A 17,597-nucleotide genomic window follows, 5' to 3' on the forward strand; every position below is an offset into this window, starting at 1 on the left:
GCGAAACGTCGCAATAAAGTCGTAACAAGGGCGAGGTGGCTATGAGCAAGGACAATAAGGCAGTTGTACTTTACCGGCTGCAATCGGTGGCGCGATTGTCGCGAACGGTGCTGGCCACCCGGCTTCTCGAACAGGGGCTTTACGCCGGACAGGATGCGGTGATGCTGCAACTGGCGGCGGAAGACGGCCTGACGCCCGGCGTTCTGGCGCAGCGCCTCGGCGTGCGCCCGCCAACCATCACCAAGACCATCGCGCGCCTGCAAGGCCAGGGTTTCGTGGCAAAACGCGCCTCGGAAACCGACCAGCGCCAGTCGCATGTCTATCTGACGCAGGCGGGACTTGAAACGATCAGGGCGATCGAGAAATCCATCCGCAAGACGGAAAAGGACATGCTGAAAAGCCTGGACAAGAAGGATCGCAAGACACTTCTGAAAATGCTGGGCCGGATGGAGAGCGATCTCGCGGTGCGCGGCGTCGCGCGCATTCCAGATGAGCCGGAACCGGAAGTGCCCGAAGAGGAAGAGGCGGAATGAGGCTGCCGTTTATTGCGCTCTAACTCTTTGTTTTGACGCGCATCTTGCTCGGAAACCATGAAACACTTTTCGGAGCGCGTCCTATCGAAAATGCTTCCAATTCAATGACTGCAATGGCATAACCGTTCGCAGGACGAACGGTCGCGCCTCGCCTGTCCAGGCCATGGCGGCGTTTCCAGCAGCGGCACGGACCATTTTGGGGAGGCGACTTGGCCCAGAAAATAAAGCTATCGACCATCGCTGATGCGCTTGGTGTTTCGACAGCCACCGTTTCGCTCGCTTTGCGCGACAGCCCCCTCGTTGCCGACCAGACCCGCGAGAAGATCAAGGAACATGCCCGCGCCATCGGTTACATCTACAACCGTCGCGCGGCGAGCCTGCGCACGTCGCGCTCGGGCATTGTCGGCGTTGTCGTGCATGACATCATGAATCCGTTCTTCGCGGAAATCCTCAGATCCATCGAGACGGAACTCGACCGTTCGCGCCAGACCTTCATCCTGTCCAACCATTACGACCAGCTGGAAAAGCAGCGCACCTTCATGGATACGCTTCTACAGCTTGGCGCCGACGGCGTGATCATGTCGCCCGCCATCGGCACGCCGCCGGAAGACATCAAACTTGCCGAGGATAACGGCCTGCCGGTCGTGCTGATCGCCCGCAGCGTGGAAGGCGTCCACGCGCCGGTTTTCCGCGGCGACGACGCCTATGGCATCGGGCTTGCCACCAATCACCTGATTTCGCTGGGACATACCCGCATCGCCATGATCGGCGGCACCGACCAGACATCGACGGGCCGCGACCGCTATCGCGGCTATGTGCAGGCAATGGAAAAGGCCGGCCTTGAGGTTCGTCCCGACTGGCGTATTGCCGGGCCGCGCACCAAGCAGGGCGGTTTCGAGGTCGCACCGCAATTCCTCGCCCTGAAGGACAAGCCGACGGCGGCAGTCTGCTGGAACGACCTGACGGCCATCGGCCTGATGAACGGCATCGCGCGCGCCGGGCTGGTGCCGGGCGAGGATATTTCCGTCACCGGCTATGACGACCTTGAGGAAGCGGCCATTGCCACGCCCGCGCTGACGACCGTCTGGAATGGACAGCGCGAGGTGGGGCGCCGTGCCGCCCGCGCGCTGCTCGACCAGTTGAACGGCGTCGAGGTTTCTTCGACACAGGAACTCATCAAGCCGGAACTGCATATCCGGCAATCGACGTCCAAGCCGAAACAGGGCTGATTTCCCCCATACCGGTCGCCTTTTCGGGCGGACCGGTCTTCTTCACGCATGAGGAATGCCATGACAAAACGTGACGCAACGATATTGGTGCTCGGCAATTTCGACGATTATGCCGTGCAGCGGCTTTCGGGTGAGTTCAACGTCCGGCGTATTGCGCGCGGCGACACGGCGCTTCTGGATGCGGCCTGGACGAAGGATGTGAAGGGCATCGCCAGCATGTCGACCGTCGATGCGGCGCTGATCGACGCCCTGCCCGGTCTTGAAATCGTCGGCAATTTCGGCGTCGGTTACGATGCGGTTGATGCGAAACACGCGGGCGCGAAGAATGTCATGGTCACCAACACGCCGGACGTCCTGACCGAGGAAGTGGCGGATACGACCATCGGCCTCCTGATCGACACGGTGCGCGAATTGTCGAGATCGCAGGAATTCCTGCGCGCCGGAAACTGGGTCAGGGAAGGCCGCTATCCGCTGTCGAAGCTTTCGCTGCGCGGACGCAAGGTCGGCATTTTCGGCCTCGGCCGCATCGGCAAGGCGGTTGCACACCGTATCGAGGCGTTCGGCCTGCCGATTGCCTATCATAATCGCCGCAAGGCACCGGATGTCGCCTACGAATATTATCCGAGCCTGCTCGAACTGGCCGAGGCCGTCGACACGCTCATCCTGGTGGCGCCGGGCGGGGCGGAAACGGCCAAGGCCATCAATGCGGAGGTGCTGAAGGCGCTCGGGCCGGAAGGTGTTCTGGTCAATATCGGGCGCGGCTCGGTGGTGGACGAAGATGCGCTGGCCGAAGCGTTGCAGAACGGCACGATTGCCGCAGCGGGCCTCGATGTCTTTGTAAACGAACCGCATGTGCCGCAGGCGCTGCTCGATGCGCCGAACACGGTTCTGCTGCCGCATATTGGCTCTGCTTCGGTCCGTACCCGACGCGACATGGCCGATCTGGTGATCGACAATCTCATTGCGTGGTTCGATACCGGCGCCGCGCTGACGCCGGTGCCGGAGACGGGGCATGTGAAGAAGTGAGGGGAATAGGGGAATAGGGGAATAGGGGAATAGGGGAATAGGGGAATAGGGGAATAGGGTGCGGGTAAGTGGTGGACAAGGCAAGTAAAATATTTGCCTTGATCGAGAATAAGTAATTCTACTCCCTTACTCCCTTACTCCCTTACTCCCTTACTCCCTTACTCCCTTACTCCCTTATACTTTCGCACTGCATCGCCGAACGCCTCGAAGATCTTGCGCGAGGGGGCATCGGAATGCGCCCAGTATTCCGGGTGCCACTGGACGCCGACGACGAAGCCTTTTGCGTTCTTGACCGACACCGCTTCGATGGTGCCGTCCTCGGCCACGGCCTCGACTTCCAGCGTCGGCGCGAGCCTGTCGATGGCCTGACGGTGAACCGAGTTCACCCGCACGCTCTCCTCTTTCAGGATTTCCGCCAGGCACGAATTCGGGTTGAGCTTGATCGGGTGCTGGATCGCGAAGCGCTCGGCCTGGCTATCGGACTCAGGCGCACGGTGGTCCATGCGACCTTCCAGCTCCTGAATTTCCGTGGCGAGCGTTCCGCCCAGCGCGACATTCAGTTCCTGTATGCCGCGGCAGATGGCAAGCACCGGCACACCCTTTTCAATCGCGGCACGGATGAGCGGCAGCGACGTGGCGTCGCGGGCATCGTCATAAGGTTCGAAGGCCGCGCTCGGCTCGACGCCGTAAAGCGACGGATGGACGTTCGATTTCGAGCCGGTGACGAGAACGCCGTCCACGGCATCGAGAATGGCGTCGAAGTCCATCCGGTCGCCGAAGCTCGGCACCAGAAGCGGCGTCACGCCGGCAATGTCGATGGCGGCTTCCAGATATTGCTGGGGCGCGGCGTGCCAGTTGTAGTTTTCAAACGGCTTCACATCGGTCGGCACGGCGACGAGAGGGCGAGATGTTTCAGGCATGATGTTTTTCCAGCAGTCGGATTATGCGCTTGAGGCTGTCAAAGCCCGGCGTCGGCGTTGCGGCGTCTCGGTATTATCTGCGTTGTTCCTACTTCGCTGCAATGGGACGCGCAATCGCGAACAGATGTCGTCTTTTGGGTACGCTTCGCCTTCCGCCTGTGTATTGTGTTGATTTCAACCGATTTTTACGGGATGGCCTGTTCAATTGCTACCTCCGATGTTCTAGGGTCAGGACCTGTTAATTTGATGGAAATGGCACCTGAAATGACAAGAGCTGCAAGGAAAGACGCGAAAAACGGGGTGGTTTCCCCGGTTGAGCGGCTTGACGCCGCAGATCGCCAGTCCTTTCGGTGTCCGAAGGATGTGGTCCATCCGCCCGGCTACAGCGTTGAAAAGTCTCGAAAATGAACCACATTTCCTTCGCCTTTTCTCCTCGTATCCAAACGGATGGTCTCACACCATTTTCACCAAATTAATAGGTCCTGACCCTAGTGACTAATAAAATGGGATTGGCAGTTGAGGGGATGAATGACTGACGATCAGCTTTTTTCCGTCAGCGGCAAGGTCATTGCCGTGACGGGCGGATCCTCGGGGCTGGGCCTGCGGATGGTGCATGTGCTGGCCGCGCATGGCGCGCATGTGATTTCGATTTCGCGTAGCCATGCGGGCGAAATCCAGTGCCCGTCAGGCGATGGCGGGGTTCTGGAAATCATGGCGGACGTTACGCGTCCCGACGAGATCGTGCGCGCCTTCGATGAAGGCGAAAGGCGTTTCGGGCGAATCGAGGCGCTGTTCAACAATGCCGGTGTCGCGCATATGGCGCGCGCGCTCGACACGACGCGCGACATGCTGGAGCATATTTTCGAGGTCAATGTCGCGGGCGCTTTTTTCGTGGCGCAGGAAGCCGCGCGCCGGATGATCGAAAACGGCAAGGGCGGAGCCATCGTCAACACCACCAGCATTCTGGGCGAACGGCCGCAGAAGGGGGCGGCGGCTTATTCCATGTCCAAGGCCTGCGTGACGCAGATGACGCGGGCGCTGGCGCTGGAATGGGCCGCGCACAATATCCGCGTCAATGCCATTTCGCCCGGATGGTTTCCAACCCGAATCAACGAGGAACAGCTGCAAGGCCCTGCCGGGAGCTACCTCAAAGGTCGAAACCCGATGCGGCGACTGGGGGAGCCGCAGGATCTTGACGGCGTCGTTCTGATGCTCGCATCCGATGCGAGCCGCTACATGACCGGGTCGATCATCACCGTGGATGGGGGGCATCAACTCTGAGAGCCTGATCCAAAAGTCGCCATGTGTGGCCGCGAATGGCAATTTCCTGCCTTCCGGCGCTCATGTGCGATGGATGGCGGGCGGCGGGCCGACACCGGTTCAAGACGGGTAATTTCCGTGCTGAAGGTCTATCTGGCGGATGTTTCCCCTAGGCGGGCGCAGATAAGCCAGATGAATATCAACTCTCTTAACTTTTATTAATTGGTGCGGGCGAGAAAGAATATCTGTTCTTGACTGACAATGCAGGGGCTTGGGAAATATTAAATGGGGGGTAAATTACGTGCCGATGGTTGTAGTTGCCAGCAGATGTTCGTGTATTTTACGTTTTCCTTAAAAACGATATGACTACATCTTATGGTGGTGGTGGTGACAGCTTGTGGTTTAATGTACCGAAAGATATTTTTAAATCATTAGTGCAATATTGCCCCTCATGTAAGGGAAACACGCATCGACATGTGGCAAAGCCGTAAACCTGAGATACCTGCAGATGTGCGGCTATCTTTTCTCAAAGCGCTGTATGGTAATCGTACGACGCTATGGTTCGGTTTGCTCGCGCACGTTGTAGCCTGCGTCGTCATCTATGCGAAAACCGAAGACTGGCATTACCTGCTCTTTGCGGGTGTCTTCACGTTCATTGCCGTTGCCCGCATTTTCGACATGCACAAGTTCGATCAGGCGCGGCAGCACCATCTGGCCCATGCCGATCTCGACCGGTGGGAGACGCGTTATCTGGTCGGCGCTTCCGCCGTTTGCCTGACGCTCGGCATGTTGTGCTTTTTCTCAATCTATATGCTGCGGGATTCCTTTGCGGAACTTGCCAGCCTGACGGTCCTTCTGGCTTCCGTGGTTTCCATCGTCGGGCGCAATTATGCTTCGGCCAAGGCCGTCATTCTCATGTCGGCCTGCACGCTCATTCCCGTTCTGGCCGGGCTTATTCTCGCCGGGACGCCTTTTCATGTCATCATCGGCCTGCTTCTGATCCCCTATTTCCTGTCCAATATCCAGATGGCGAACGGCCTGCGCGAGTTTCTCTTCGCCGCGGTCATGGGCAGGCGGCGGCTTTCGGTCGTGGCCGGGCGTTTCGATGCCGCGCTCAACAACATGCCGCAGGGCCTTCTGATGTTCGACAGCCATCAGCGTATCGCGGTCATCAACAACAAGGCCAAGGCGATGTTGCAGATCGCCGAACATACGAAGCTTCATGGCCGCGAACTCGATGTTCTTCTGCGCTATTGCGCCAAGAAGGGCCTGTTTGCGCAGCGCGATCTCGACAGCGTGCGCCTGCGTATGCAGGACCTGCTTCTCGGCAAGCGTACGCGCGACATTTTTCAGCTCGCCAACCAGCGCTATATCGAATGTATCAGCAACCAGACCGTCAGCGAAGGGGCGGTGCTGATGTTCGAGGATGTGACGCAGCGCGTCGAGGCGGAGGCGCGCATCCAGCACATGGCGCGCTATGACGGCCTGACCGGGCTGCCGAACCGCAATTATTTCGAAACTGTCGTGCGTTCCCTGAAGACTCAGCAGGACAAGTCCACCAAGGCCGCGCTGGTCGTCATCGACATCAACCACTTCAAGCATGTCAACGACACGCTGGGCCACCATAAGGGCGACGTACTGTTGCGGCTGTTCGCCGAACGGCTCAATTCCCTCGATCCGCAGCGTTTCGTGGCCTCGCGCTTCGGAGGCGACGAATTCGTGGTCTTCGTGTTCAATCTGCGCGGCGAGGGCGATGTCGCGGGCATCATGGACCATATCATGACGGTCGCCACCGGTGCTTACAATCTCGATGGCGATCAGGTTCATATCGATATCAGCGCCGGTGTGGCCATCGAAGACATCGAAAAATGCGATGTCGGCAGTATGCATATCAATGCCGACCTGGCGCTTTACGAGGCCAAGAGCCAGGAAGACAGGGCCTGGGCCGTCTTCGTCGATGCGATGGACACGAAATATCGCGGACGCCAGAAACTCAAGGCCGATCTGCGGCTTGCCGTCGGTCACGGCGAGATCAAGGTCGTCTACCAGCCTATCGTCAGCGCGCAATCCCTGCGCATCGTCGCCTGCGAGGCGCTGGCCCGGTGGGAACATCCAACGCTCGGATTCGTGCCGCCAACCGAGTTTATCCCGCTGGCCGAGGAAATGGGCATCATAACCGACATTACCCGCTTCATGCTGGAGCAGGCCTGCACCGATTGCCTGTCATGGGGCGACCGCATCGGCGTGTCGGTCAATCTTTCGGCCATCGACCTGAAAAGCAGCAATATCGTCCGCGACATTGCCAGCGCCCTGCAGAAGTCGGGCCTTCCGGCGCATCGCCTTGAAGTGGAAGTGACCGAAAGCGCCATCATTTCCGACCGCAACAAGACGTCGCAGGTGTTGCAGCGGCTCAAGAATGCCGGCATCAATATTGCGCTCGACGACTTTGGAACCGGTTATTCCAGCCTGAGCTATCTGAACACATTGCCGTTTACCAAGGTGAAGGTCGACCGCTCCTTCGTTCATGGCATTACCGAAGATCGCCGCTCTCTGATGCTGTTGCGGGGCGTGACCCAGCTCTCGCACGAACTCGGTCTCGGCGTCACCGTCGAAGGCGTCGAGACGGAGGAGCAGCTGGCGCTGATCCGCGTTGCCGCCGGAGCCGATCTCGTTCAGGGCTATCTTCTCGGAATGCCGATGCCGGTCGAAGCCATCGGTGCCCTGACGTCGAAATCGCTGTCGCGGCCCGACGGCGGACGCACCGTCGCCTGAACCAGAAGCCTCTTTTTTTCGGTGCAGGAATGCACCTTTTGCAATTAAGGCAAAGTGCGTATCGGGCGCCGAAAACGCGTTTTTGCGCGCCAGGTGGCAGGCTTTCGTTCAGATCAGCCGCTTCAATTGTGACGAAGCAGTGGCAAAAGTCTGGCAATAACAAGACATACGCCGAACTTATATCTTTACACGCTGTTAAACCGGCTTATTCTGCGCGCTGATTTGTGGGGTGCGGATATCGATGGCATGACGAATACGGCTGTTACAGGCGAGAAACCGCCATTGTCCAATTTTGCGCGGCAGCTGTTGCAATTTCTCGACCGGGTGGAATATCGCCGCATCATTTATGCCGAGGACCTGGAAGAGATCGGCCGCCTGCGCTACCGGTCCTACCGCACGCGCAATGTGATGCATGAGGCGGAAGTGCCGTCCATTGTCGATGATATCGACCGGGACAGCCATGCCTTCGTCTATGGCGTGCATGTGGACGGGCAACTGGTCAGCACGCTGCGTATCCACCACATTACGCCCGATCACCGGCGCGGAACGAGTTATGCGCTGTTTCCCGATATTCTCGATCCGCTGCTCAATAGCGGGATGCATTTCGTCGATCCGACGCGTTTTGCCGCCGATCCCGATCTTTTGAGCGAATATCCGGCGATCCCCTATATCACGTTGCGCATTGCCGCTATGGCATCCGAATTTTTCGCGGCAGATCAATGCCTCGCCGCGGTCAAGCCGGAGCATATGGCTTTCTACAAGCGCATTTTCGGAACGTCGATGATGGCCGATGCGCGCGAGCACGAAGGCTATGGCATCAAGGTGGGGTTGGGCGCCGCGCCGATCCGCAATATCCGCGATGCGGTGGCGGTGCGCTTTCCGTTCTTCAAGTCGCAGCCGCATGAACGCCGCGCCATGTTCGCCGATATAAGCGGCAGCGCGGTGCCGCTGACGATCCTGCCGACGGCGAAATATACCGGCCTCGGCGTCTAGAGCGGTTCCTGTTTTGACTGAATCGTTGGAACCACTCCAACTATTTGTTTTTACGCATTATCCTACGCATCGTAGCAGGATTAGAAATCAGTCCAGTGGACTGATTTCCCTGCGAAGACGCTTCGCACTTTTGCTGGAAATGCTCTAGTGGATTGAATTTGACGTTTGATTCCCGACTGAATGAGATGCTGTTTCAAACGTCAAATTCGAAAAATCCACTAGATACGTAAGGTTACTAGTGGTCTTTTCGATTCCGACATTTGCTCGGCGCCTGTATCAGAGGGATGCAAATGTCGGAATCAGACCACTAGTGGATTGAATTTGACGTTTGATTCCCGACTGAATGAGATGCTGTTTCAAACGTCAAATTCGAAAAATCCACTAGATACATAAGGTTACTAGTGGTCTTTTCGATTCTGACATTTGCTCGGCGCCTGTATCAGAGGGATGCAAATGTCGGAATCAGACCACTAGGTTTAAACAATTAAATATAGCCAGAGCGACAGATTCGCTTTACGAAGGTTTCGGAACCGCTTCTGCGGGGAGAGGGGCGCTGCGACGAAAAGCCGTGCGGTAAAAGCCGGGCCTGGTGCGTCAGCGCATTGAAGATGACAGGTCTTTTCGCTTAACATGACGGTGTCGAAGCGAAAAATCTGAATGGGTGGAACTAAAATGGCAGAACATCATACGACGGCTCCGGCTGAACTTGGCGCACCGATGGATTATTCCGAGCACGAGAAAACTTATGCCGGTTTCACGGGCCTGGTTAAATGGGGCACGATCGTACTTGTTGCCCTTATGATTGCCATGGCGTTCGGCTTCTTTGCTGGTGGTTTCTTCTCCGCGACCGTTCTTTTTATCCTCGTCTGCGTCGCTGCCTGGTTCATTCTCTGAACGCATCCTGCGCTGGCGGATGGAAACGTCCGGCAGCCTGTCGATGCTGCATCCGGATAGCTGAACCGGGATTAACCCGCGTGATTTGATCGAATGCCTTGGCATGGGCCACCGTGCCGAGGTTTCATGCGTGTCTGTATCTCTGTTTATTTGAATGAGCCTCCGGAGCGCGCTGCGCCGCAACTGTTGTTCAAACCGCATTCATGCGACGCCAAACGGAAACATTTGGCTGCAAGATGCCCTGAGGCTCACATCTGTGCATGACCGGGACCGACCCGGAAGAACGCCACGAAAGGGAAACCAGCTTGGCCCAGACGTTATTTATCCCGAAAGAGAGCGACCCCAATGAAAGCCGTGTCGCGGCTTCGCCCGAGACGGTGAAAAAATTCACCGCGCTCGGTTTCGATGTCGTCGTGGAAAAAGGCGCAGGCGAGAAATCGCGCGTCACGGACGCCGAATTCTCGGGGGCGGGCGCGCGTATAGGTGCCGCGGCGGATGCCGGAACGGCGGATGTCGTGCTCAAGGTGCGCCGCCCGACCGATGCGGAACTGAAAGGTTACAAGGCGGGTGCGGCGCTTTTCGCCATGCTCGACCCTTACGGCCATGAGGATGCAGTCGCGGCGCTCGCCAAGGCGGGGATTTCGGCTTTCACGATGGAATTCATGCCGCGCATCACCCGCGCGCAGGTGATGGACGTTTTGTCCAGCCAGGCCAATCTCGCCGGTTATCAGGCGGTTATCGACGCGGCGGAAGTCTATGACCGCGCCATGCCGATGATGATGACGGCGGCGGGCACCGTGCCTGCGGCCAAGGTGTTCGTGATGGGCGCGGGCGTTGCCGGCCTTCAGGCCATCGCCACCGCGCGCCGTCTCGGCGCTATCGTGACGGCCACCGATGTGCGCCCGGCCGCCAAGGAGCAGGTTGCCTCGCTCGGAGCGAAATTCATCGCCGTCGAGGACGAGGAATTCAAGGCCGCCGAAACCTCCGGCGGATACGCCAAGGAAATGTCGAAGGAATATCAGGCGAAACAGGCCGCGCTCGTTGCCGACCACATCGCCAAGCAGGATATCGTCATCACCACGGCGCTCATTCCGGGCCGTCCGGCTCCGCGTCTCGTATCGAAGGAAATGGTCGCGGCCATGCGTCCCGGCTCGGTGCTGGTCGATCTCGCGGTGGAACGCGGCGGCAATGTCGAAGGCGCGATTGCCGGGCAGATTGCCGAGGTCAATGGCGTCAAGATTGTCGGTTACCTCAATGTTCCCGGTCGCATCGCCGCAAGCGCCTCACAGCTTTATGCGCGCAACCTGATCGCCTTCCTTGAGACGCTGATCGACAAGGAAACCGGACTTTTCAGAATCGATCCGGAAGACGAACTGGTGAAGGCGACGCTTCTGACCCATCAGGGTGGGATCGTGCATCCGGCCTTCGCCAAGGCGGAAACGGCCCCGAAACCAGCCCCGAAACCGAAAGCCGCGCCGAAGCCCAAACCAGCGGCGGCATCGAAGACGGCAGCGAAGCCTGCGAAAAAAGCACCAGCAAAAGCCCCGAAGACTCCGTCTTCCCCCAAATCTCCGGCTGATGGAGGAGAGGCATAATGGCCGAAACAAATATCGACAAGGCTCTGGAGAGCCTCAATCAAGCTGCGGACGCGGTCCGGCAGGCAGCGGAAAATGCAGGCGGTTTCAGTGACGCGGCAGCGGCTGCGGCTCACGCCGCATCGGGCGGCGCGATCGATCCTTTCGTGTTCCGCTTCGCGATTTTCATTCTGTCGATCTTCGTCGGCTATTATGTCGTCTGGTCGGTCACGCCCGCGCTGCACACGCCGCTGATGGCCGTCACCAACGCCATTTCCTCGGTCATCGTGGTGGGCGCGCTTCTGGCCGTCGGCCTTTCGCTTTCGGGCTGGGCAACCGGCTTTGGCTTCATCGCGCTCATTCTTGCAAGCGTGAACATTTTCGGCGGGTTTCTGGTCACCCAGCGCATGCTCGCCATGTACAAGAAAAAAGAAAAGTGAGGGCTGAACCATCATGAGCGTCAATCTCGCAGCCTTCCTTTATCTCGTCTCCGGCGTCCTGTTCATTCTGGCGTTGCGCGGCCTGTCGCATCCGACGACCAGCCGTCAGGGCAATATGTACGGCATGACCGGCATGGCGATTTCCATCGTCACCACGCTTTTGCTGGCGCGTCCAAGTGTCGGCGGCCTGGCACTTATTGTCGTCGGCATCGCCATTGGCGGCGGTATCGGCGCCGTCATTGCGCGGCGCATCGCCATGACGGCGATGCCGCAGCTCGTTGCCGCGTTTCACTCCCTGATCGGTCTTGCCGCCGTTCTGGTGGCCGCCGCCGCGCTTTATTCGCCGCATTCCTTCGGCATCGGCGAAGTGGGCCAAATCCACGGTCAGGCGCTCGTTGAAATGTCGCTTGGCGTGGCCATCGGCGCGATCACCTTCACCGGTTCGATCATCGCCTTCCTGAAACTCGACGGGCGCATGTCGGGCAAGCCGATCATGCTGCCGGGCCGACACGTCATCAATGCGGCTCTGGCCGCAGGCATCGTGCTTCTGGTGGTCGTGCTCACGAACACCGAAAGCCATTTCGTCTTCTGGCTGATCGTGCTTCTGTCGCTTGCCTTCGGTGTGCTGATCATCGTGCCGATCGGCGGCGCGGACATGCCGGTCGTCGTCTCGATGCTCAATTCCTATTCGGGCTGGGCTGCGGCGGGTATCGGCTTCACGCTCGGCAATCTGGCGCTGATCATCACCGGCGCGCTGGTCGGTTCGTCGGGCGCGATCCTCTCATACATCATGTGCAAGGGCATGAACCGTTCCTTCATCTCGGTCATCCTTGGCGGTTTCGGCGGCGATACGTCCGGCGGTCCGGCTGGCGAGGTCGAGCAGCGCCCGGTCAAGCAGGGTTCAGCGGATGACGCGGCCTTCATCATGAAGAACGCCTCGAAGGTCATCATCGTGCCGGGCTATGGCATGGCGGTGGCGCAGGCCCAGCACGCGCTGCGTGAAATGGCAGACAAGCTCAAGGAGGAAGGCGTCGAGGTCAAATATGCCATCCATCCGGTCGCGGGCCGTATGCCGGGGCATATGAACGTGCTTCTGGCCGAGGCCAACGTGCCTTACGACGAAGTGTTCGAGCTGGAAGACATCAATTCGGAATTCGCGCAGGCCGACGTTGCCTTCGTGATCGGCGCGAACGACGTGACCAATCCGGCGGCGAAAACCGATTCGAAGTCACCGATCTTCGGTATGCCGATCCTCGATGTCGACAAGGCGGGCACGGTGCTGTTCATCAAGCGCGGCATGGGCTCCGGCTATGCGGGCGTGGAAAATGAACTGTTCTTCCGCGACAACACCATGATGCTCTTCGCCGACGCGAAGAAGATGGTGGAGAGTATCGTGAAGGCGCTGGATCATTAAGGGAAGGGAATAGGGGAGTAGGAGAATAGGGGAGTATGTTTTGGTTGCGGAAGCTGAGGCCGACCGTATTATCTCCCTTACTCCCTTACTCCCTTACTCCCCTAACAACATCGCATCCTGCAACGCCCGCAGTTCGGCGATCTTGGAGCCGGGCTGTGGCGCGGCATTGGCATAGGTGATGAGTTCGCCTTTTTTGATCGGCGCGATTACCGAGCCGTTCTGAAGCAAGCCGCAGGGGATAGCCCTGGCCGCACGCGCTTCCGGCGTGGTCATGATCCATGAACGGTAGCAATATTGCCCGATGGCGTCGAGCCGATCGCCGGGCTGCAAATCCTTCTTGGCGACGGCGCAGACTTCCGCCACCGGCTTTGGCAGCGGCACCATGTCGGTCTTGCCGTGCAGCACGACGCGGGCGACCGTCAGTGGCACTTCCAGCGAGGTCAGGTGATAAGGTCGGTGGAAGGTGAAGTAAGGGCCTTTGCCCATTTTCAGGTCTTCCAGACGCTCGACAAGACGCGGATGCTCCATCTTGGCGATGACGAAGACGCCGGGCGATACGCCGCGCCCGATGGAATAATCGACTACGCCGATCTTGTTGAGAACGCCGCCATCTTCCTTGGGAATCAAGGTGCGGTTCAATTCGTCGATGGCAGCTTTTGGCCCGTGCATACCGGCAATATCCGGCACAAGGCCGGTCGCATTGGCAATCGCCGCCATTTCCACCATGGTCTTGGAGCCGTCCACAAATTCCACCAGCAGGCGGACATTCATGTTCCGCCGGTCGGCTTCTTCCTGATAGTCGTCGGGAATGGCGTCGAAATTGAGCGGATTGTTCTTGCCCTTGCCAGCGGCGACGACCTTGTGCCCCATGGCGGAAACGAATTCGATCAGCTCCATGCAGGAGGACGGCTCGTCGCCAGCACCCAGCGAATAGATCACACCCTGTTTGTCGGCCTGCGCCTTCAGATAGGGGCCGATGGTGACATCGGCCTCGACATTCATCATGACGAGATGCTTGCCGTTCTCGATAGCCTTGATGCCGGTTTGCGCGCCGACTTCCGGAATGCCGGTCGCGTCGATGACGACATCGATCAGCGGATTGGACAGGATCAGGTCATTGTCGCCGGTGACGGCGATCTTGCCGGATTCCATGGCGCGGGTCATGGCGGATTCGTTGTTGGCCTCGCGGGCATTCTCCTCGTCGCCATAGGCGGTGCGCACGGCCTTGAACGTGTTGGGGAGGTTGCGCGCCGACAATGCGCCGACTTCGATGCCGGGCATACGGGCCACCTGGGTGACGATGTCGGTGCCCATTTCGCCCGCGCCGATGAGGCCGATGCGGATCGGCTTGCCTGTCCTGGCGCGTTCAGCGAGATCGCGGGCCAGCCCGACCAGTGCCACATTTGTCGTCATGAAACTCTCCGCAAACATCGGAACCGCACAAGCGAGGCTGTTTTGTCACGCTCGTGTTGATATAGGTGCGTATTAGATGAACAGTCTCTATATCAACACCGATAGGCGCGCACCCCAAAACTGCGCATATATATGCATTCTGGAGCCAAAATGAGCAGTGCATCTCCCTTCGATCTCGTGATCTTCGATTGCGACGGCGTTCTCGTCGATAGCGAGGTTCTGTCGTGCCAGGCTTTCGAGCAGGTCTATGCCGATCATGGCATGGCGCTGCCTGCGGGCACGGTCGCCGGGGGCATCGGCATGAAGCAGGCCGACATCATGAAGATGATCGAGGACATGACCGGCCATCGGCTGCCGGACGAGGCGCTTGCGGCGTTCTGGCCCGCGACCCGCGCGCTTTTCGCCGAGGCGTTGCAGCCGACCGCGGGCATTGCCGATTTTCTGCGCGATCTGCCGCTGAAGCGTTGCGTGGCCTCGTCCTCGCAGCCGGAGCGCATCGCGTTCAGTCTGGAAAAGACCGGCATCAATCATCATTTCGGCGATGCGGTTTATTCATCCAGCATGGTGAAGCGCGGCAAGCCCGCGCCGGATCTGTTCCTGTTTGCTGCGACCAAGATGGGCGTCGACCCGGCGCGCTGTGTCGTGATCGAGGACTCGCCTTTCGGGGTGGAAGGCGCGGTTGCGGCGGGCATGACGGCATTCGGCTATGTCGGCGGCGCGCATAGCTATGAGGGCCATGCCGACCGGCTGTCTGGAAAAGGGGCGGCCCGAGTCTTCTCGCGCTGGGATGAGATTGCGCGTGAAATACTGGTTGCCGCCTAGCGTTTATTCGTTAAACAAAGGGCAACTCACATCAGCAGGAATAGTCAGCGAATGAAAGACGCAATCACGCTCGACCAGTTGCGCGCGGCAATCGGCACCGAAATCGGATGTTCCGAATGGCGCGAAGTCACGCAGGAAATGATCAATCAGTTCGCCGACGCGACCGATGATCATCAGTTCATCCATGTGGACCCGGAACGCGCCTCGAAGGAAACGCCTTTCGGCGGCACCATCGCGCACGGCTTCCTGACGCTGTCGCTGCTTTCCACGCTTGCCTTCGAGGCGCTGCCGATGCTGCAAGGCGCGACGATGGGCATCAATTACGGGTTCGACAAGGTGCGCTTCATGTCGCCGGTCAAGACCGGCGCGCGCGTGCGCGCCCGCTTCAAGCTGGCGGATGCGGATATCCGCCCGTCAGGCCGGGTCGTGAATCACTACGATGTGACGCTGGAAATCGAAAACTCGCTGAAGCCGGCGCTGACCGCAACCTGGCTGACGATTGCAGTGGTGGAGCCGCCTGAAGATTAAGTCGCGTCTCGATATTCGATTGGAAGCCGTCCCTCTTCATCGAGAGGGGCGGCTTTTCCCTTGTAATCCGTCATGAGGTCGCGGAAGAAAAACGGCCCGTGCAGGAACATGCCGAAGTCGTAGAAATTCTTCTTCTCGGCCCCGCGCATATAAAGAAGGTGCATCAGGAAGAAGTTGCCCTTCGAGCGCTTGTAGCGGTTGTCGCTGTGCACATGCTTGAAGCGGATGCGGTTGATGAGCGGCGGATTGGCGGTCTCGATCTTCAGCGTTCGGGCCGGGTTCGAGCCGTAGAAATGGATGATGTCGGTCAGGACCTGAAACTCCGACCACAGGACCGGACTTTCCCCGATCACCACGCGCACATCTTCCCGCAGAGCTTTCGCCTTGGGATGCAGCGCGATCATCATCAGGCATGAGCCGATGGCGAGCAGCGATACGGGCTGTCTTGCCAGAAGATCGGGACGCTCGCGCTGGAGGTCGGCAAGGGCCTCGACGGCTGGAACCGTGCCCAGGCTGTGCGCGACGACGATGACTTCATCCGCTCCGCTGGCCTCGATCTTGCGTTTCATGGCCTCAGCGAAAGCCTCGCGGCGCCGGACGAGCTTATCGTTGCGACCGTGAATGCGGTCATAGGCTGCCGACCAGTCGTCCAGCAGATAGGACATGAAGAATCTGTCGCCCGGCTTGCGGACGAGAAGCGTGGCGGCAAAGGCTGCAAGCGGGACCGACCAGACCAGATGAAACGGGCTGAAGCCAGCAATGAGCGGCCCCGCCGCTAAAAGTATGGCGACGGCCAGAATGGCGAGCGAAAGCAGGAACGGCCACAGGAAGAACAGGACGAAGCGCCAGCTCGTCATGAGATAGCGCCAGAGCGTGCCGGTGAAGAGGATGTTCATGAAGGCATGGAAACCGGTCAGCATTCGCCGGGGCGTGGAGCGCTCCGCATAATCGTCGAAGATGTCGGCGGTGCCGAACTGGCAGAATTCCGTTTCCGTCCGCCAGCCATTGCCTTCGGTGACGGCGGTCATCGTGCCGCAGTCGTCCGGCTCGTCCCGCATGGGCGGCAGTCTGGTCTTCGCTTTCCACAGGCGGTCGAAATCCTTCAGCGCCTGGGCGTGGCGCACGCGGACGGCTTTGGGGTGCAGGCCCTCATAGCCTGTGAACTGGATGACGAGTCGTTTGCGGATGGGCATCGAAGAATCGGGGGACAGGGGGAAGGGCGGCGTTGCAGTGCCGACAAATGCGAGGGCCGGCTGAAAAAGGCCGGTCATGCGCGAAACGTTGGCCAAATAGCCTATTTGCGGGGCCGCGACTATAGGAAATCGTGAAGAAGGCGCTATTTCACCGGGAGCGGTGGGCAAAGTTGCATCTTGATGTGGACAGGCCGGGCTCTTTCTGGTAATAGCCACGACCAATTTGCAGCGTTTGAGTTGCGAAGCTTGGGAGCCTTTGGGCGTTGATCGGCCGGTCAGACCGGCTGAAATCGTTAAAAGACCCCCGAAAGGCCTCAGGCTTATCCGAAATTCTAACCGATACGGGAATACACGTGCAGGTACTCGTCCGCGATAATAATGTTGATCAGGCTCTCCGCGCTCTCAAGAAAAAGATGCAGCGCGAAGGTATCTTCCGCGAAATGAAGATGCGCGGCCATTATGAAAAGCCGTCCGAAAAGCGCGCTCGCGAAAAGGCAGAAGCCGTTCGTCGCGCCCGCAAGCTGGCCCGCAAGCGCGCTCAGCGCGAAGGCCTCATCGGCGGTCGTGGCGCTCGCTGATCGGCTTT

At 59.1% G+C, this 17,597-nt stretch carries 16 protein-coding genes; 13 read left to right on the top strand and 3 right to left on the bottom strand.

All coding sequences use genetic code 11. The features are described 5' to 3' along the window. The first annotated feature begins 41 nt into the window (after nt 1-41). The 3 genes from FHS76_RS14875 (at nt 42) to FHS76_RS14885 (ending at nt 2,788) form a co-directional block, all read left to right on the top strand. Nucleotides 42-533 carry a MarR family winged helix-turn-helix transcriptional regulator gene (locus tag FHS76_RS14875; protein ID WP_183654208.1) on the top strand — a complete coding sequence of 164 codons (492 nt, stop codon included), beginning with the start codon at nt 42-44 and terminating at the stop codon, nt 531-533. A 209-nt stretch (nt 534-742) separates the two neighbouring features. After that, nucleotides 743-1,762, top strand: a complete 1,020-nt coding sequence (locus FHS76_RS14880) for a LacI family DNA-binding transcriptional regulator (RefSeq protein WP_183654210.1) — start codon at nt 743-745, stop codon at nt 1,760-1,762. A gap of 60 nt (nt 1,763-1,822) precedes the next feature. Then, nucleotides 1,823-2,788, top strand: a complete 966-nt coding sequence (locus FHS76_RS14885) for a 2-hydroxyacid dehydrogenase (RefSeq protein WP_183654212.1) — start codon at nt 1,823-1,825, stop codon at nt 2,786-2,788. A gap of 158 nt (nt 2,789-2,946) precedes the next feature. On the opposite strand, the gene FHS76_RS14890 is transcribed toward FHS76_RS14885, so the two are convergent. After that, nucleotides 2,947-3,708 carry a gamma-glutamyl-gamma-aminobutyrate hydrolase family protein gene (locus FHS76_RS14890; RefSeq protein WP_183654214.1) on the bottom strand — a complete coding sequence of 254 codons (762 nt, stop codon included), beginning with the start codon at nt 3,706-3,708 and terminating at the stop codon, nt 2,947-2,949. 528 nt (nt 3,709-4,236) lie between these two features. Here FHS76_RS14890 and FHS76_RS14895 point away from each other — a divergent pair. The 7 genes from FHS76_RS14895 to FHS76_RS14925 all read left to right on the top strand — a co-directional run bounded on the left by FHS76_RS14895 (nt 4,237) and on the right by FHS76_RS14925 (nt 13,055). Next, nucleotides 4,237-4,989 (top strand): SDR family NAD(P)-dependent oxidoreductase, encoded by a 753-nt coding sequence (locus tag FHS76_RS14895; RefSeq protein WP_183654217.1) that lies wholly within the window; start codon nt 4,237-4,239, stop codon nt 4,987-4,989. A 453-nt stretch (nt 4,990-5,442) separates the two neighbouring features. After that, nucleotides 5,443-7,740 (top strand): putative bifunctional diguanylate cyclase/phosphodiesterase, encoded by a 2,298-nt coding sequence (locus tag FHS76_RS14900; protein ID WP_183654220.1) that lies wholly within the window; start codon nt 5,443-5,445, stop codon nt 7,738-7,740. Between the two features lie 246 nt (nt 7,741-7,986). Next, complete coding sequence (locus FHS76_RS14905; RefSeq protein ID WP_183654223.1) at nt 7,987-8,733, top strand: N-acyl amino acid synthase FeeM domain-containing protein; 747 nt, start codon at nt 7,987-7,989, stop codon at nt 8,731-8,733. 672 nt (nt 8,734-9,405) lie between these two features. Further along, nucleotides 9,406-9,627, top strand: a complete 222-nt coding sequence (locus tag FHS76_RS14910; protein ID WP_183654240.1) for an aa3-type cytochrome c oxidase subunit IV — start codon at nt 9,406-9,408, stop codon at nt 9,625-9,627. Between the two features lie 305 nt (nt 9,628-9,932). Continuing rightward, nucleotides 9,933-11,222, top strand: coding sequence for a Re/Si-specific NAD(P)(+) transhydrogenase subunit alpha (locus FHS76_RS14915; protein ID WP_183654243.1), 1,290 nt, complete (start codon nt 9,933-9,935; stop codon nt 11,220-11,222). Then, entirely contained in the window at nt 11,222-11,641 is a 420-nt protein-coding gene (locus FHS76_RS14920; RefSeq protein ID WP_183654246.1) for a proton-translocating transhydrogenase family protein, read from the top strand. Before FHS76_RS14915 ends, FHS76_RS14920 begins: the two co-directional genes overlap by 1 nt. A gap of 13 nt (nt 11,642-11,654) precedes the next feature. After that, nucleotides 11,655-13,055 carry an NAD(P)(+) transhydrogenase (Re/Si-specific) subunit beta gene (locus FHS76_RS14925; RefSeq protein ID WP_183654250.1) on the top strand — a complete coding sequence of 467 codons (1,401 nt, stop codon included), beginning with the start codon at nt 11,655-11,657 and terminating at the stop codon, nt 13,053-13,055. A 93-nt stretch (nt 13,056-13,148) separates the two neighbouring features. Here FHS76_RS14925 and FHS76_RS14930 read toward each other — a convergent pair whose 3' ends face one another. Next, nucleotides 13,149-14,468 (bottom strand): 1-deoxy-D-ribulose 5-phosphate reductoisomerase, encoded by a 1,320-nt coding sequence (locus tag FHS76_RS14930; RefSeq protein WP_183654253.1) that lies wholly within the window; start codon nt 14,466-14,468, stop codon nt 13,149-13,151. A gap of 150 nt (nt 14,469-14,618) precedes the next feature. On the opposite strand from FHS76_RS14930, the gene FHS76_RS14935 reads away from it, so the two are divergent. Both FHS76_RS14935 and FHS76_RS14940 read left to right on the top strand, forming a co-directional pair. After that, on the top strand, nt 14,619-15,290 hold the full coding sequence (locus FHS76_RS14935; protein WP_183654256.1) for an HAD family hydrolase: 672 nt from the start codon (nt 14,619-14,621) through the stop codon (nt 15,288-15,290). A gap of 51 nt (nt 15,291-15,341) precedes the next feature. Next, entirely contained in the window at nt 15,342-15,818 is a 477-nt protein-coding gene (locus FHS76_RS14940; RefSeq protein ID WP_183654258.1) for a MaoC family dehydratase, read from the top strand. Here the strand turns inward: FHS76_RS14940 and FHS76_RS14945 are convergent. After that, nucleotides 15,815-17,011 carry an alpha/beta hydrolase gene (locus FHS76_RS14945; RefSeq protein WP_183654428.1) on the bottom strand — a complete coding sequence of 399 codons (1,197 nt, stop codon included), beginning with the start codon at nt 17,009-17,011 and terminating at the stop codon, nt 15,815-15,817. The two genes, FHS76_RS14940 and FHS76_RS14945, sit on opposite strands and share 4 nt — an antisense overlap. A gap of 353 nt (nt 17,012-17,364) precedes the next feature. On the opposite strand from FHS76_RS14945, the gene rpsU reads away from it, so the two are divergent. Further along, entirely contained in the window at nt 17,365-17,589 is a 225-nt protein-coding gene (rpsU, locus tag FHS76_RS14950) for a 30S ribosomal protein S21 (RefSeq protein WP_183654261.1), read from the top strand. Nucleotides 17,590-17,597: the final 8 nt, after the last annotated feature.

Source organism: Brucella daejeonensis (genome assembly GCF_014199265.1).
GTDB lineage: Bacteria > Pseudomonadota > Alphaproteobacteria > Rhizobiales > Rhizobiaceae > Brucella > Brucella daejeonensis.

Excerpts from the sequence above, each read along its gene's own strand:
- FHS76_RS14875 (WP_183654208.1), top strand. The coding sequence starts at position 42 with ATGAGCAAGGACAATAAGGCAGTTGTACTTTACCGGCTGCAATCGGTG.
- FHS76_RS14885 (WP_183654212.1), top strand. The coding sequence starts at position 1,823 with ATGACAAAACGTGACGCAACGATATTGGTGCTCGGCAATTTCGACGAT.
- FHS76_RS14890 (WP_183654214.1), bottom strand. The coding sequence starts at position 3,708 with ATGCCTGAAACATCTCGCCCTCTCGTCGCCGTGCCGACCGATGTGAAG.
- FHS76_RS14895 (WP_183654217.1), top strand. The coding sequence starts at position 4,237 with ATGACTGACGATCAGCTTTTTTCCGTCAGCGGCAAGGTCATTGCCGTG.
- FHS76_RS14900 (WP_183654220.1), top strand. The coding sequence starts at position 5,443 with ATGTGGCAAAGCCGTAAACCTGAGATACCTGCAGATGTGCGGCTATCT.
- FHS76_RS14905 (WP_183654223.1), top strand. The coding sequence starts at position 7,987 with ATGACGAATACGGCTGTTACAGGCGAGAAACCGCCATTGTCCAATTTT.
- FHS76_RS14910 (WP_183654240.1), top strand. The coding sequence starts at position 9,406 with ATGGCAGAACATCATACGACGGCTCCGGCTGAACTTGGCGCACCGATG.
- FHS76_RS14920 (WP_183654246.1), top strand. The coding sequence starts at position 11,222 with ATGGCCGAAACAAATATCGACAAGGCTCTGGAGAGCCTCAATCAAGCT.
- FHS76_RS14925 (WP_183654250.1), top strand. The coding sequence starts at position 11,655 with ATGAGCGTCAATCTCGCAGCCTTCCTTTATCTCGTCTCCGGCGTCCTG.
- FHS76_RS14930 (WP_183654253.1), bottom strand. The coding sequence starts at position 14,468 with ATGACGACAAATGTGGCACTGGTCGGGCTGGCCCGCGATCTCGCTGAA.
- FHS76_RS14935 (WP_183654256.1), top strand. The coding sequence starts at position 14,619 with ATGAGCAGTGCATCTCCCTTCGATCTCGTGATCTTCGATTGCGACGGC.
- FHS76_RS14940 (WP_183654258.1), top strand. The coding sequence starts at position 15,342 with ATGAAAGACGCAATCACGCTCGACCAGTTGCGCGCGGCAATCGGCACC.
- FHS76_RS14945 (WP_183654428.1), bottom strand. The coding sequence starts at position 17,011 with ATGCCCATCCGCAAACGACTCGTCATCCAGTTCACAGGCTATGAGGGC.